This is a genomic window from Bartonella sp. MR90HLJMH (assembly GCF_042194115.1).
Lineage (GTDB): Bacteria > Pseudomonadota > Alphaproteobacteria > Rhizobiales > Rhizobiaceae > Bartonella > Bartonella grahamii.
Map to the genome: position 1 here is coordinate 1 of NZ_JBHIMM010000004.1, position 12,404 is coordinate 12,404.

General features: G+C 41.6%; 24 protein-coding genes and 1 pseudogene. All 25 read left to right on the top strand.

Annotated elements, in window-relative coordinates:
• Positions 1–65, top strand: a pseudogene (locus ACFIJ9_RS03665) (elongation factor Tu); the annotation flags it as partial.
• 61 nt (positions 66–126) lie between these two features.
• Positions 127–435: a 30S ribosomal protein S10 gene (rpsJ, locus tag ACFIJ9_RS03670; protein ID WP_005773267.1), complete on the top strand. Its 309-nt coding sequence runs from the start codon at positions 127–129 to the stop codon at positions 433–435.
• 27 nt (positions 436–462) lie between these two features.
• Positions 463–1,200, top strand: coding sequence for a 50S ribosomal protein L3 (gene rplC / locus ACFIJ9_RS03675; RefSeq protein ID WP_375635841.1), 738 nt, complete (start codon positions 463–465; stop codon positions 1,198–1,200).
• 2 nt (positions 1,201–1,202) lie between these two features.
• Positions 1,203–1,823, top strand: coding sequence for a 50S ribosomal protein L4 (gene rplD / locus ACFIJ9_RS03680; protein WP_015856586.1), 621 nt, complete (start codon positions 1,203–1,205; stop codon positions 1,821–1,823).
• A complete protein-coding gene (locus tag ACFIJ9_RS03685) occupies positions 1,820–2,113 on the top strand; it encodes a 50S ribosomal protein L23 (RefSeq protein WP_375635842.1) in 294 nt (97 codons plus the stop codon). The genes rplD and ACFIJ9_RS03685 overlap by 4 nt, the downstream gene beginning before the upstream one ends.
• 21 nt (positions 2,114–2,134) lie before the next feature.
• A complete protein-coding gene (gene rplB, locus ACFIJ9_RS03690) occupies positions 2,135–2,968 on the top strand; it encodes a 50S ribosomal protein L2 (protein ID WP_273788259.1) in 834 nt (277 codons plus the stop codon).
• A gap of 15 nt (positions 2,969–2,983) precedes the next feature.
• Positions 2,984–3,262: a 30S ribosomal protein S19 gene (gene rpsS / locus ACFIJ9_RS03695; protein WP_004855734.1), complete on the top strand. Its 279-nt coding sequence runs from the start codon at positions 2,984–2,986 to the stop codon at positions 3,260–3,262.
• A 2-nt stretch (positions 3,263–3,264) separates the two neighbouring features.
• Entirely contained in the window at positions 3,265–3,654 is a 390-nt protein-coding gene (rplV, locus tag ACFIJ9_RS03700) for a 50S ribosomal protein L22 (protein WP_208439680.1), read from the top strand.
• Positions 3,654–4,364: a 30S ribosomal protein S3 gene (gene rpsC, locus ACFIJ9_RS03705; RefSeq protein WP_015856582.1), complete on the top strand. Its 711-nt coding sequence runs from the start codon at positions 3,654–3,656 to the stop codon at positions 4,362–4,364. The genes rplV and rpsC overlap by 1 nt, the downstream gene beginning before the upstream one ends.
• A gap of 36 nt (positions 4,365–4,400) precedes the next feature.
• Positions 4,401–4,814 (top strand): 50S ribosomal protein L16, encoded by a 414-nt coding sequence (gene rplP, locus ACFIJ9_RS03710; protein ID WP_375635843.1) that lies wholly within the window; start codon positions 4,401–4,403, stop codon positions 4,812–4,814.
• A 12-nt stretch (positions 4,815–4,826) separates the two neighbouring features.
• Complete coding sequence (rpmC, locus tag ACFIJ9_RS03715) at positions 4,827–5,027, top strand: 50S ribosomal protein L29 (RefSeq protein WP_273788260.1); 201 nt, start codon at positions 4,827–4,829, stop codon at positions 5,025–5,027.
• Between the two features lie 11 nt (positions 5,028–5,038).
• Positions 5,039–5,278 (top strand): 30S ribosomal protein S17, encoded by a 240-nt coding sequence (gene rpsQ, locus ACFIJ9_RS03720; protein ID WP_012231991.1) that lies wholly within the window; start codon positions 5,039–5,041, stop codon positions 5,276–5,278.
• A gap of 144 nt (positions 5,279–5,422) precedes the next feature.
• Positions 5,423–5,791 (top strand): 50S ribosomal protein L14, encoded by a 369-nt coding sequence (rplN, locus tag ACFIJ9_RS03725; protein ID WP_004855715.1) that lies wholly within the window; start codon positions 5,423–5,425, stop codon positions 5,789–5,791.
• Between the two features lie 12 nt (positions 5,792–5,803).
• Positions 5,804–6,118, top strand: coding sequence for a 50S ribosomal protein L24 (rplX, locus tag ACFIJ9_RS03730; protein WP_015856579.1), 315 nt, complete (start codon positions 5,804–5,806; stop codon positions 6,116–6,118).
• Entirely contained in the window at positions 6,111–6,668 is a 558-nt protein-coding gene (gene rplE, locus ACFIJ9_RS03735; protein WP_015856578.1) for a 50S ribosomal protein L5, read from the top strand. Before rplX ends, rplE begins: the two co-directional genes overlap by 8 nt.
• 24 nt (positions 6,669–6,692) lie before the next feature.
• Positions 6,693–6,998 (top strand): 30S ribosomal protein S14, encoded by a 306-nt coding sequence (rpsN, locus tag ACFIJ9_RS03740; RefSeq protein WP_005773283.1) that lies wholly within the window; start codon positions 6,693–6,695, stop codon positions 6,996–6,998.
• 14 nt (positions 6,999–7,012) lie between these two features.
• A complete protein-coding gene (gene rpsH / locus ACFIJ9_RS03745) occupies positions 7,013–7,411 on the top strand; it encodes a 30S ribosomal protein S8 (RefSeq protein WP_015856577.1) in 399 nt (132 codons plus the stop codon).
• Between the two features lie 39 nt (positions 7,412–7,450).
• On the top strand, positions 7,451–7,984 hold the full coding sequence (gene rplF / locus ACFIJ9_RS03750; protein WP_015856576.1) for a 50S ribosomal protein L6: 534 nt from the start codon (positions 7,451–7,453) through the stop codon (positions 7,982–7,984).
• 12 nt (positions 7,985–7,996) lie between these two features.
• Positions 7,997–8,359 (top strand): 50S ribosomal protein L18, encoded by a 363-nt coding sequence (gene rplR, locus ACFIJ9_RS03755; RefSeq protein WP_375635844.1) that lies wholly within the window; start codon positions 7,997–7,999, stop codon positions 8,357–8,359.
• 111 nt (positions 8,360–8,470) lie between these two features.
• A complete protein-coding gene (rpsE, locus tag ACFIJ9_RS03760; RefSeq protein WP_015856574.1) occupies positions 8,471–9,019 on the top strand; it encodes a 30S ribosomal protein S5 in 549 nt (182 codons plus the stop codon).
• Positions 9,020–9,050: 31 nt separating this feature from the next.
• Complete coding sequence (rpmD, locus tag ACFIJ9_RS03765) at positions 9,051–9,257, top strand: 50S ribosomal protein L30 (protein WP_375635845.1); 207 nt, start codon at positions 9,051–9,053, stop codon at positions 9,255–9,257.
• A gap of 20 nt (positions 9,258–9,277) precedes the next feature.
• On the top strand, positions 9,278–9,745 hold the full coding sequence (gene rplO, locus ACFIJ9_RS03770) for a 50S ribosomal protein L15 (RefSeq protein WP_015856572.1): 468 nt from the start codon (positions 9,278–9,280) through the stop codon (positions 9,743–9,745).
• A 162-nt stretch (positions 9,746–9,907) separates the two neighbouring features.
• Positions 9,908–11,254 carry a preprotein translocase subunit SecY gene (secY, locus tag ACFIJ9_RS03775; RefSeq protein WP_375635926.1) on the top strand — a complete coding sequence of 449 codons (1,347 nt, stop codon included), beginning with the start codon at positions 9,908–9,910 and terminating at the stop codon, positions 11,252–11,254.
• The gene (locus ACFIJ9_RS03780) at positions 11,251–11,829 is read left to right on the top strand and encodes an adenylate kinase (RefSeq protein ID WP_375635846.1); all 579 of its coding nucleotides are present in this window, start codon (positions 11,251–11,253) and stop codon (positions 11,827–11,829) included. The genes secY and ACFIJ9_RS03780 overlap by 4 nt, the downstream gene beginning before the upstream one ends.
• 181 nt (positions 11,830–12,010) lie before the next feature.
• On the top strand, positions 12,011–12,379 hold the full coding sequence (gene rpsM, locus ACFIJ9_RS03785) for a 30S ribosomal protein S13 (protein WP_026500557.1): 369 nt from the start codon (positions 12,011–12,013) through the stop codon (positions 12,377–12,379).
• The last annotated feature ends 25 nt before the right edge of the window (positions 12,380–12,404 follow it).

Sequence of the window (12,404 nt, forward strand, 5' to 3'; positions counted from 1 at the left end):
GTTTTGCTATTCGTGAAGGTGGTCGTACTGTTGGTGCCGGTATCGTCTCTAAGATCATTGAATAAATAATGCTTGTTGAGTGCTTTCATTATTGAAGGCACTTTGTATAACAGGGAAATAAAGAGCATGAACAGTCAAAATATTCGCATTCGCTTAAAAGCGTTTGATCATAGAATTCTTGATACGTCGACGCGTGAGATTGTATCGACTGCTAAACGTACCGGTGCAAATGTCCGTGGTCCCATTCCGCTTCCGACGCGGATTGAGAAGTTTACGGTCAATCGTGGACCGCATATCGATAAGAAGAGTCGTGAGCAGTTTGAGATGCGAACACATAAGCGTCTTCTTGATATTGTTGATCCAACGCCGCAAACAGTGGATGCGCTTATGAAGCTCGATCTTTCTGCTGGTGTGGATGTAGAAATTAAGCTCTGAGGTTTGAGGACAGAAGGAACAGACCCGATGCGTTCAGGTGTAATAGCACAGAAGCTGGGCATGACCCGTATTTATAATGATGCTGGTGAGCATGTGCCGGTGACCGTACTTCGTTTGGAGAATTGTCAAGTCGTTGCTCAGCGTACAGTTGAAAAGAATGGTTATACTGCTGTTCAATTAGGTGTAGGCTTTGCTAAGGTTAAGAATACTTCACAAGCTCTTCGTGGACATTTTGCTAAGGCTTCTGTTGAGCCTAAAGCTAAAATAGCAGAGTTTCGTGTAAGTCCCGACAATCTTCTTGATGTTGGTACTGAGATTACGGTGGAACATTTTGTTCCAGGACAAAGAGTTGATGTGACTGGTACCAGTATTGGTAAGGGGTTTGCTGGTGTTATGAAACGACATAACTTTGGTGGGCATCGTGCTTCCCATGGTAATTCGATTACACATCGTGCTCATGGTTCTACAGGGCAGTGTCAAGATCCTGGTAAAGTTTTTAAAGGTAAAAAAATGGCTGGCCATATGGGGCAAGTGCGTGTAACAACACAGAATATTGAAGTTATTTCCACGGATAGTGAACGTGGTTTAATTTTAGTGCGTGGTGCTGTTTCTGGTTCTAAAGGTTCTTGGATTTTGGTACGGGATGCTGTGAAGAAGCCTCTTCCTGATAATGCTCCAAAGCCTGCTGGTATTCGCCGTCTTGTGAAGGAGAAAACGGAAATGGTTACTCCGGTGACGGAAACCTCTGAAGTTGAGGGAGCCTAATAATGGATCTTGTAATTAAAACTCTTGATGGTAATGAAGCTGGCAAATTAAAGGTTTCTGAAGCTATTTTTGATCTTGTTCCACGTGAGGATATTTTGCAACGTGTTGTTCGTTGGCAGCTTGCACGTCGTCAGCAGGGGAGTCATCAATCCCAAGGTCGTTCTGATGTGTCGCGAACAGGGGCAAAAATGTTTAAGCAAAAAGGAACTGGGCGTGCTCGACATTCATCTGCCCGTGCACCGCAGTTTAGAGGTGGGGGTAAGGCACATGGACCAGTGGTTCGTAGTCATGCGCATGATCTTCCTAAAAAGATTCGTGCTCTTGGGTTACGTCTTGCTTTATCTGCAAAATTAAAAGCAAAAGACTTAATTATTGTGGATGAGTTGACTGTTAAGGATGCGAAAACGAAAATGCTTGTTTCTCATTTTTCTAAGCTTGGATTTAATAACGCTCTCTTGATTGGTGGTAAAGAGATTGATATTAACTTTTTTCGTGCAGTCTCTAATATCCCTAATATTGATATTTTGCCTATTCAGGGAATTAATGTTTATGATATTTTGCGTCGCAGCAAACTTGTTTTATCAAAGGCAGCTGTTGAGGCTCTTGAGGAGCGTTTTAAATGACAGATCTTCGCCATTATGATATAATTATTAGTCCAGTTATTACTGAAAAGTCGACTATGATTTCTGAATGTAATCAAGTTGCTTTTAATGTCGCGCCGAAAGCGACGAAGCCTGAGATTAAGGCTGCTATTGAAGCGCTTTTTAGCGTAAAAGTTAAAGCAGTTAACACGATAGTCCGTAAGGGTAAAGTGAAGCGTTTCAAAGGTATAGTTGGTCGGCAAAGTGATGTCAAAAAAGCGATCGTAACTCTGGCCAATGGTCAGACTATCGACGTTTCGACAGGTCTTTAAAGAGGCTCGGAGATAGGAATAATGGCACTTAAGCAATTTAATCCAACGACACCTGGGCAGCGTCAGCTTGTTATTGTGGAACGTTCTTGTCTTTATAAGGGAAAACCTATAAAGATGTTGACTGAAGGTTTGTCTTCAAAGGGTGGACGCAATAATCGCGGTCGTGTTACTGCTCGTTTTCAGGGTGGTGGACATAAACGTAGTTATCGGTTTGTCGACTTTAAGCGTCTTAAACGTGATGTTTCGGCAAAGGTTGAGCGTTTAGAATATGATCCTAACCGTACTGCTTTTATTGCTTTAATTCGCTATGAGGACGGGCAATTGAGTTATATTCTTGCGCCACAGCGTCTTGCGGTTGGTGATTCTGTTATGGCTGGTTTAAATGTGGATGTTAAACCAGGTAATGCTATGCCTCTTGCTAATATGCCTGTAGGTACAATTATTCATAATGTTGAGATGAAGCCAGGAAAAGGGGGGCAGATTGCACGTTCAGCGGGTACTTATGCGCAGTTGGTTGGACGAGATCATGGTATGGCTATTCTTCGTTTAAATTCTGGTGAACAGCGTTTGGTTCCTAGTAGCTGTTTTGCAACTGTTGGTGCTGTTTCAAATCCTGATCATGGGAATATTAATGATGGTAAGGCAGGTCGGTCACGTTGGCGTGGTAAACGTCCACATGTTCGTGGTGTTGCTATGAACCCCGTTGATCATCCGCACGGTGGTGGTGAAGGTCGTACATCGGGGGGGCGCCATCCAGTATCTCCTTGGGGTAAGCCTACGAAAGGTAAGCGTACGCGCTCCAATAAAGCCACTGATAAATTTATTATGCGTACGCGTCATCAACGCAAGAAATGAGAGAGGTAGTCTGAAGTGGTTCGTTCAGTGTGGAAAGGTCCGTTTGTCGACGGCTATCTTCTTGGTAAAGCAGAGAAGGTACGTGCAAGTGGGCGCAATGAAGTTATAAAAATATGGAGTCGTCGCTCTACTATTTTACCGCAATTTGTTGGTTTAACTTTTGGTGTTTACAACGGTAATAAGCATATTCCTGTTTCTGTTTCTGAAGAGATGGTTGGACATAAGTTTGGTGAGTTCGCTCCTACCCGGACTTATTATGGTCATGGTGCCGATAAAAAAGCGAAGAGGAAATAGGAATGGGAAAAGCTAAAGTTTCGCGCCAGCTTAGAGATAATGAAGCAAGAGCTGTCACGCGGACAATTCGTGTTAGTCCGCAGAAGCTTAATTTAGTTGCTGCAATGATTCGTGGTAAAAGAGTTAATGTAGCACTCGCTGATTTGATGTTTTCACGCAAGCGTATTGCTGCTACTGTGAAAAAAACGCTTGAATCAGCAATTGCAAATGCAGAGAATAACCACGATCTTGATATTGATTCGCTTATTGTGGCGGAAGCTTATGTTGGTAAGTCGATAGTGATGAAGCGCTTTCATGTTCGTGGTCGAGGGCGTGCTAGTAGAATTGAACGTCCATTTTCGCATCTTACTGTTATTGTTCGTGAAGTTACCGAAAAAGTGGAGGCCGCGTAATGGGTCAGAAGATCAATCCAATAGGACTTCGTCTTGGTGTTAATCGGACTTGGGATTCTCGTTGGTATGCTGATAGTGGTGAATATGGGCGCCTTCTTCATGAAGATTTGAAAATTCGTTCATATGTGCTGGAGGAGCTTAAACAGGCGGCTATTTCGAAGGTTGTTATTGAGCGTCCTCATAAGAAGTGTCGTATTACGATTCATTCTGCACGTCCTGGTTTGATTATTGGTAAAAAGGGTGCTGATATCGAAAAGCTTCGTCGTAAGCTCTCAGAAATGACGGATGCTGAAACTTCATTAAATATTGTGGAGATTCGTAAACCGGAGATTGATGCCACGATTATTGCGCAATCAATTGCTCAACAGTTAGAGCGTCGTGTTGCTTTTCGTCGTGCAATGAAGCGTGCTGTTCAGTCTGCTATGCGTCTTGGTGCGGAAGGTATTCGTATCAATTGTTCTGGCCGTCTTGGTGGTGCTGAAATTGCTCGTATGGAATGGTATCGTGAAGGTCGTGTTCCACTTCATACCTTGCGTTCTGATGTTGATTACGGTACAGCAGAAGCTAAGACCGCTTATGGTATTTGTGGTATTAAAGTTTGGGTCTTTAAGGGTGAGATTCTTGAGCATGATCCGATGGCTTCAGAACGTCGTGCTACGGAAGTTGATCAATCTGGTTCTTCATCGAATCGTCGCCGTGAAAATGCTTAGTTTTTGAGATTGAACTAAAATTTGGAGTAGAGAACAATGTTGCAGCCAAAGCGCACAAAGTTCCGTAAACAGTTCAAGGGCCGTATTCACGGTGTTGCGAAGGGTGGTACGGATTTGAATTTCGGTGCCTACGGTTTGAAGGCTGTTGAGCCGGAGCGGATTACTGCTCGTCAAATTGAAGCGGCGCGCCGTGCGATTACGCGTTATATGAAGCGTTCTGGTCGTGTGTGGATTCGCATTTTTCCAGATCTTCCGGTTACGTCTAAACCGACTGAAGTTCGTATGGGTAAAGGTAAGGGAAGTGTCGATTATTGGGCTGCACGTGTTTCTCCTGGACGCATCATGTTTGAGCTTGATGGAGTTCCTGAGGATGTTGCACGTGAAGCACTAAGATTGGGTGCTGCAAAGTTGCCTATAAAAACGCGTTTCATCCAGCGTATTGCTGAATAATGAGGTTAAGCGATGAAAGCCACAGAATTACGGGCGCAAACGCTCGATCAAATGAAAGATGAATTGGCTAAGTTAAAGAAAGAGCAATTTAATTTGCGTTTTCAAAAAGCAACAGGTCAATTAGAAAAGACTGCGCGTGTTAGACAAGTTCGTCGTGATATTGCGCGTATTAAAACTTTTCTTCGTCAAAAGGTAAGTGAAAGTAAGGTTTAAGGAAATGAGAGATGCCTAAACGCGTTTTGCAGGGTGTTGTTATTAGCGACAAAAGTGATAAGACTGTTGTTGTCAAAGTTGAGCGCCGTTATTCTCATCCGCTTCTTAAGAAGACTGTTCGGCAGTCCAAAAATTATAAAGCGCATGACGAAAACAACCAATTCAAGATTGGGGATCAAGTTTCTATTCAAGAATCTAGACCAATTTCGAAAGATAAATGTTGGATTGTTGTAAAAGACAATGTAGCGTAATGAGTTAAGTTTATTGTTTTAGAATTTAACAGTGTTTTTATCATTGATAAATTTAAAGGCGATGACTTTATCGTTATTTGGCAGGCAAATCCGAGTGTATAAAAGGTACAATCGGATATATGTGTTAAGAGAAGGTGGCCAGTCATGATTCAGATGCAAACAAACCTCGACGTTGCTGATAATTCTGGTGCTCGTCGTGTCATGTGCATCAAGGTGTTAGGCGGTTCAAAGCGGAAATATGCTTCGGTCGGTGACATTATTGTTGTTTCGGTTAAGGATGCTATTCCTCGTGGCCGTGTTAAAAAAGGTGATGTTATGAAAGCTGTTGTGGTTCGTACTGCTAAGGATATTCGTCGCGCAGATGGTAGTGTCATTCGTTTTGATAGTAATGCTGCGGTTTTAGTGGATAATAAAAAAGAGCCGATCGGTACTCGTATCTTTGGACCTGTTCCCCGCGAATTGCGTGGTAGGAATCATATGAAGATCATCTCGCTCGCTCCTGAAGTTCTGTAAGGAGTAAATGTTATGCAGAAGATTCGAAAAGGTGATAAAGTTGTTGTTTTATCCGGTAAGGATAAAGGATGTAGTGGTGAGGTAATTAAGGTTAGTCCAAAAGAGAATAAGGCTTTTGTTCGTGGGATTAATATGATTAAACGTCATCAACGTCAAACGCAGAAGCAAGAAGCTGGAATTATTTCTAAAGAAGCTCCGATTCATCTGTCTAATTTGGCGATTGCTGATCCTAAAGATGGTAAGCCTACACGTGTAGGCTTTCGTATGAATGCAGATGGTAATAAAGTGCGTTTTGCCAAGCGTTCGGGAGAGTTGATTAATGGCTGAGGAAAGACAAATACCGCGTATGAAAGCGCATTATTTTGAAGTGATTCGTAAAGCGCTTCAAGAGAAGTTTAATTACAGAAATGCGATGCAAATTCCGCGGATTGATAAAATTGTAATAAATATGGGGATAGGTGAAGCAACTGCTGATTCGAAGAAGCCTTCCCTTGCTGCTGAGGATTTAGGGCTCATAACAGGTCAGAAGGCTGTTGTTACACGTGCGCGTAATTCTATTGCGACCTTTAAGGTTCGTGAAGGAATGCCTCTTGGGGCTAAAGTTACATTGCGTAAAGATCGTATGTTTGAGTTTTTAGATCGTCTTGTTACGATTGCTCTTCCGAGGGTTCGTGACTTTCGTGGTTTGAATCCAAAGAGTTTTGATGGTCGTGGCAATTTTGCTATGGGTATTAAAGAACACATTGTGTTTCCAGAAATCAACTATGATAAAGTTGATCAAATTTGGGGCATGGATATTATTGTTTGTACGACAGCAAAAACGGATGATGAGGCTCGTGAGTTATTGCGTGCTTTTAATTTTCCTTTTCGTTCGTAACGGCAGACATAGTGAGGTGAAAGTATGGCCAAAGTAAGTGCCGTTGAAAAAAATAAGCGTCGTGAGGTGATGGTAAAGCGTTATGCTGCCCGTCGTGCACGTTTGAAAGCAATAGTTATGGATCAGAAGGTTTCTCTTGAAGAACGTTTTAAAGCTTCTGTTCAGTTGGCAGAGTTGCCGCGTAATTCTTCGAAAGTTCGTATTCGTAATCGCTGTGAGGTTTCAGGTCGTCCGCGGGCTTATTATCGTAAATTAAAAATGTCGCGAATTGCGTTGCGTGAGCTTGGCTCTATTGGCCATATTCCTGGTATTGTAAAGTCTAGTTGGTAAGAGGAGATTATTTAATGTCTATGTCAGATCCTCTTGGTGATATGTTAACACGTATTCGTAATGCACTTGGTCGTAAAAAAGGTAAAGTAGTTACTCCAGCTTCGAAGCTTCGTGCGCACGTTCTTGATGTTCTTCAGTCGGAAGGTTATATTCGTGGATATAATCAAATTGATTTAGGTGATGGGAAAGCTGAAATTGAAATCGAATTGAAGTATTTTGAAGGGCTGGCTGCTATTCGTGAGATTTCACGTGTATCAAAGCCAGGTCGTCGTGTGTATGTTTCTGCTAAGTCACTTCCACAGGTGGCAAATGGTCTTGGTATTTCGATTTTATCGACTCCTAAAGGCGTCATGGCAGATCATGAGGCGCGTGAACAGAATGTTGGTGGAGAACTCCTTTGTCGTGTTTTCTAAGTTATGTCAAGAAAACGGAAGAAAAAGTAGGTTAGAACAATGTCTCGTATTGGAAAGAAACCCATTTCAATTCCTTCTGGAGTTACTGCTACTGTTGAAGGTCAGCTGGTTAAGGCAAAAGGTCCAAAAGGTGAGCTGAGCTACGTCGTCAATGATGAAGTCTTAGTCAAGTTTGAGGAAAATATCATATCAGTTATGCCGCGGGATCAGTCAAAAGATGCGCGTTCTAAATGGGGTATGTCGCGCTCAATGATTGAGAACATTTTTTGTGGTGTGAAGGATGGTTTTGAAAAGAGGTTGGAGATTAATGGGGTTGGTTATCGTGCTGCTTTGCAGGGTAAGGATGTCCAACTATCTCTAGGCTTTTCCCATGATGTGGTTTATAAAGTTCCATCGGGTGTTACTGTAACTGTTCCTAAGCCGACAGAAATTGTTGTTTCTGGAATTGATAAACAGCAAGTTGGACAAGTTGCAGCGGAGATTCGTGAGTATCGTAGACCTGAGCCTTATAAAGGTAAAGGTGTTAAGCATGCAGATGAACGTATCTTCCGTAAAGAAGGTAAAAAGAAATAAGGATTTTGTATTATGGTTTCATCTAAGGACATTATCCAACGTCGTGCAAGGCGTGTTCGTCGTAGAATTAAAGTGGTTTCTCATGATCGTCCTCGGCTTAGTGTTTATCGTTCAAATCAGAACATTTATGCTCAAGTTATCGATGATTTGCGGGGATGTACACTTGTTTCAGCCTCTACTCTTGAAAGTGATTTAAAAAAGTCGTTAAAGAGTGGTGCTGATAAAAAAGCAGCTTTTGCTGTTGGTAAGTTAATTGCTGAGCGTGCGAAGCAAGCGGGTGTTAATGAAGTGGTTTTTGATCGTGGAGCGTATGTGTATCATGGTCGAGTCAAGGCTTTAGCTGAAGCTGCTCGTGAAGGTGGTTTGAATTTCTAAAATTTCTTATTTGTGAGTGAGTAAGGAGAGTTTAGAGTATTTCGTTTAAGTTCTTCCAGTTTGATGAGGGACTTTGTTATCGTGCTTCCGGAAAAGAAAAAGGAATGAGGAATGGCACAAAAAGAACGTGGTGAGAGAGAAGAACGCGATAATGAGTTTGTCGATAGGCTAGTTCATATCAATCGTGTTGCTAAAGTTGTAAAGGGTGGTCGGCGTTTTGGTTTTGCTGCTCTTGTTGTTGTTGGAGATCAAAAAGGGCGTGTAGGTTTTGGACATGGTAAAGCCCGTGAAGTTCCAGAAGCCGTTCGTAAAGCAACGGAATCTGCAAAACGTGGGATGATTTATGTTCCGCTTCGGTCTGGACGTACATTGCACCATGATCTTGAAGGGCGTCACGGAGCTGGGCGTGTTTTACTACGTTCGGCTTCTGCTGGTACTGGTATTATTGCTGGGGGACCGATGCGTGCTATTTTTGAAGCTCTTGGTATGCAGGATGTCGTTGCAAAATCATTGGGATCGTCTAATCCTTATAACATGGTTCGTGCAACATTTGATGCATTGAAACATCAAATGCATCCTAGAGATATTGCTGCTCAACGTGGTATAAAATATTCGACTTTGCAGGCGCGTCGTCGCCATTTAGTTGACCTAGAAGGATAGTTTCTGAGATTATCAGAAAAGGAATTAGGAAATGGTTCAGAAAAAATCTCGGAGTGGTAAAACTATCACGGTGGAGCAAATTGGAAGCCCTATTCGAAACTCACAGATTCAGCGTGCAACCTTAAAGGGGCTTGGACTAAATAAAATGCGTCGTCGGCGCGTTTTAGATGATACACTTTGTGTGCGGGGTATGATTGCTCAGGTTCGGCATCTTGTTCGCGTTATAGATGAAGGTTAAGGGTTGCGGGAGTATTAGATATGAAACTCAATGAACTGCGTGATTGTGAAGGCGCAACAAAAAATCGTAAGCGTGTTGGGCGTGGTATTGGTTCCGGTACGGGTAAGACTGGTGGTCGTGGTGTAAAAGGGCAAAAGTCGCGCTCTGGTGTTTCCCTTAATGGTTTTGAAGGTGGGCAAATGCCTATCTATCGTCGTTTGCCAAAACGTGGATTTAGAAATTTCTTTGCCAAAACCTACAATGAAGTTTCACTAGGACGTATTCAGTTGGCAGTTGATGCAGGTAAGTTGAATATTGAAAAGCCTGTTGATATGATTGCTTTGAAAGAAGCTGGTATTATTCGTCGTGAAAAAGATGGGGTTCGTCTTCTTTCTGATGGTGATTTGAAGGCTAAGATTACCTTTCATGTTTCTGGTGCTTCACAAGCTGCTCGTGTTAAGATTGAAAAAGTGGGTGGTCAGGTTATTTTTCCTGATATTGCTCAATAATTTTTTAATATGAGTAGAGACCTAAAGAAGAGTTACATCTGTTCTGTGGGATTTTTTGTGGAGAGTTTTTTAAGTTCTGCATTTATTTGTGTATGCATATATGAATTTTAGGGTTATACTTCTGTGATTTAAAGAACTGGAGTAGTGAAGTGGAGACGTTTTATGGCATCAGCAGCAGAGCAATTTGCTTCCAATATAAACTTCGGTACCTTTTCTCGTGCAACTGAATTAAAGAAACGCATCTGGTTTACTCTGGCAGCGCTTCTTGTATATCGCTTTGGCACTTACATCTCTCTTCCAGGTATTAATATCGATGCTTTACGGCAAACATTCGAACATCACGCGTCGGGTGTATTAGGACTCTTTAATATGTTTGCTGGGGGTGCCGTTGGGCGTATGGCTATTTTTGCGCTAGGTATCATGCCTTATATATCGGCATCTATTATTGTGCAATTGTTAACATCTATTATTCCTTCTTTGGAAACTCTTAAAAAAGAAGGGGAATTAGGTCGTAAGATTATCAATCAATATACGCGTTATGTAACAGTAGTATTGGCGATTCTACAAGCTTTTGGTATTGCGGTTGCGCTTGAAAGCGGTATAGGGACGGGGCTTCAAATTGTTTTAGAACCAGGTCTTATGTTTCGTATTTCTTCTGTTATTACCCTTGTTGGCGGAACGATGTTTCTCATGTGGCTTGGCGAGCAAATTACGTCACGTGGTGTTGGTAATGGGGTTTCTCTTATCATTTTTACAGGGATTGTAGCCAATTTCCCTTCTACTTTTGCTCAGCTTTTGACAGCTCATAGTCAGGCTGATTTATCAACTTTTCTTTTAATAGGAATCGTTCTTATTGCTGTTTTGGTTATTGGGCTTATTGTTTTTATAGAGCGTGCGCAACGGCGAATTCTTATCCAGTATCCAAAACGTCAGGTCGGGAATCAAATGTTTCAAGGAGATATGTCGCATCTTCCTTTAAAGTTGAATACTGCTGGTGTTATTCCACCTATTTTTGCTTCCTCTTTATTATTATTACCTGCCACTATTAATAATTTTTCTGATAAAATGCCACAATGGGTTCAGTCGATTTCTTATGCTCTTGGTCATGGACAGCCACTTTATATGATTGTTTATGCATTTTTAATGGCGTTTTTTTGCTTTTTTTATACAGCTATTGTGTTTAATCCAAGTGATACTGCAGATCAGTTGAAAAAGCATTCTGGTTTTATTCCAGGGATTCGTCCAGGTGAGCGTACAGCCGAGTATATTGATTACGTTTTGACGCGTATTACTGTTGTGGGCGCTGTTTATATTATCTTGGTTTGTTTGTTACCTGAATTTATGATATCTGCATTGCAGGTTCCTTTTTATCTTGGGGGAACATCCTTGTTGATTGTTGTTACTGTTACGCTTGATACGGTTGCTCAAATTCAGGGGTATCTTGTTGCCCACCAATATGAAGGGTTGATAAAAAAATCAAAACTTCGTGGAGGTAGAAGGAATCGATGAGAGTTATTCTTTTAGGTCCTCCTGGAGCGGGAAAAGGTACGCAAGCAAAAATGTTGACTGAGGAATATAACATTCCTCATTTATCAACAGGGGATATGTTGCGTGAGGTGATTGCCAAAGAAACGGAGATTGGTAAAAAAGCTAAAGCTATTATAAGTTCTGGTGCTTTGGTTCATGATAATATTGTTAACCAAATCGTATCAGATCGGATTGATGAAACTGATTGTGTAAACGGTTTTGTTTTGGATGGATATCCTCGAACTGTGGGGCAGGCAGAAGCGTTACAACGGATTTTGCAGTCAAAAAATATGCGGCTTGATGCTGTTATTGAGTTGTGTGTTGATGAAGACGTGTTGATTGAACGTATGAAGAAGCGCGTTGAGGAAACAATAGCGGCTGGTGGACAGGTTCGTTTAGATGACAATCCTGTTGCTTTTACAAAAAGATTAGTAGAATATCGTGAAAAAACCGCTCCCTTATCAAAATTTTATTCAGAGAGGGGAATGTTGAGGGTCATTGATGGAATGATTGGTATTACTGAAGTGACACGCATGATTAGAGGTTTTCTTTCATGAGATTTTTTTTTAGGAATAAATGAAAAGAGTTGACTTTTGAGATGAAATCTATAACAAATAAATTTAATTTATTTTAGTGAAATAATAGGATTCGGAAGAATTTTTTTCTGAGTCTATTTTTTTCTGTAAGGTATATCAGGTATTTTATAACAATTTGTCAAAATAACTAAGGAGAGTAGGCGTGGCTCGTATTGCTGGCGTCAATATCCCGACAAATAAGCGTGTAATTATTGCGCTTCAATATATCCACGGGATTGGACCAAAATTTGCTCAAGAAATTATTGAAAGAGTTGGCATTCCCTTGGGGCGTCGTGTGCATGAGCTTTCAGATGCTGAGGTGCTGCAGATTCGTGAGGCGATAGATCAAGGCTATCAAGTTGAAGGTGATCTTCGTCGTGAGGTTGCTATGAATGTTAAACGTTTGATGGACCTTGGTTGTTATCGAGGATTGCGTCATCGCCGGTCTTTGCCTGTCCGAGGGCAGCGTACACATACAAATGCTCGTACGCGTAAAGGACCAGCTAAGGCAATTGCCGGTAAAAAGAAATAAGAGCCTTTTTGGAAGGTTTTTATAT

Excerpts from the sequence above, each read along its gene's own strand:
- rpsJ (WP_005773267.1), top strand. The coding sequence starts at position 127 with ATGAACAGTCAAAATATTCGCATTCGCTTAAAAGCGTTTGATCATAGA.
- rplC (WP_375635841.1), top strand. The coding sequence starts at position 463 with ATGCGTTCAGGTGTAATAGCACAGAAGCTGGGCATGACCCGTATTTAT.
- rplD (WP_015856586.1), top strand. The coding sequence starts at position 1,203 with ATGGATCTTGTAATTAAAACTCTTGATGGTAATGAAGCTGGCAAATTA.
- ACFIJ9_RS03685 (WP_375635842.1), top strand. The coding sequence starts at position 1,820 with ATGACAGATCTTCGCCATTATGATATAATTATTAGTCCAGTTATTACT.
- rplB (WP_273788259.1), top strand. The coding sequence starts at position 2,135 with ATGGCACTTAAGCAATTTAATCCAACGACACCTGGGCAGCGTCAGCTT.
- rplV (WP_208439680.1), top strand. The coding sequence starts at position 3,265 with ATGGGAAAAGCTAAAGTTTCGCGCCAGCTTAGAGATAATGAAGCAAGA.
- rpsC (WP_015856582.1), top strand. The coding sequence starts at position 3,654 with ATGGGTCAGAAGATCAATCCAATAGGACTTCGTCTTGGTGTTAATCGG.
- rplP (WP_375635843.1), top strand. The coding sequence starts at position 4,401 with ATGTTGCAGCCAAAGCGCACAAAGTTCCGTAAACAGTTCAAGGGCCGT.
- rpmC (WP_273788260.1), top strand. The coding sequence starts at position 4,827 with ATGAAAGCCACAGAATTACGGGCGCAAACGCTCGATCAAATGAAAGAT.
- rpsQ (WP_012231991.1), top strand. The coding sequence starts at position 5,039 with ATGCCTAAACGCGTTTTGCAGGGTGTTGTTATTAGCGACAAAAGTGAT.
- rplN (WP_004855715.1), top strand. The coding sequence starts at position 5,423 with ATGATTCAGATGCAAACAAACCTCGACGTTGCTGATAATTCTGGTGCT.
- rplX (WP_015856579.1), top strand. The coding sequence starts at position 5,804 with ATGCAGAAGATTCGAAAAGGTGATAAAGTTGTTGTTTTATCCGGTAAG.
- rplE (WP_015856578.1), top strand. The coding sequence starts at position 6,111 with ATGGCTGAGGAAAGACAAATACCGCGTATGAAAGCGCATTATTTTGAA.
- rpsN (WP_005773283.1), top strand. The coding sequence starts at position 6,693 with ATGGCCAAAGTAAGTGCCGTTGAAAAAAATAAGCGTCGTGAGGTGATG.
- rpsH (WP_015856577.1), top strand. The coding sequence starts at position 7,013 with ATGTCTATGTCAGATCCTCTTGGTGATATGTTAACACGTATTCGTAAT.
- rplF (WP_015856576.1), top strand. The coding sequence starts at position 7,451 with ATGTCTCGTATTGGAAAGAAACCCATTTCAATTCCTTCTGGAGTTACT.
- rplR (WP_375635844.1), top strand. The coding sequence starts at position 7,997 with ATGGTTTCATCTAAGGACATTATCCAACGTCGTGCAAGGCGTGTTCGT.
- rpsE (WP_015856574.1), top strand. The coding sequence starts at position 8,471 with ATGGCACAAAAAGAACGTGGTGAGAGAGAAGAACGCGATAATGAGTTT.
- rpmD (WP_375635845.1), top strand. The coding sequence starts at position 9,051 with ATGGTTCAGAAAAAATCTCGGAGTGGTAAAACTATCACGGTGGAGCAA.
- rplO (WP_015856572.1), top strand. The coding sequence starts at position 9,278 with ATGAAACTCAATGAACTGCGTGATTGTGAAGGCGCAACAAAAAATCGT.
- secY (WP_375635926.1), top strand. The coding sequence starts at position 9,908 with ATGGCATCAGCAGCAGAGCAATTTGCTTCCAATATAAACTTCGGTACC.
- ACFIJ9_RS03780 (WP_375635846.1), top strand. The coding sequence starts at position 11,251 with ATGAGAGTTATTCTTTTAGGTCCTCCTGGAGCGGGAAAAGGTACGCAA.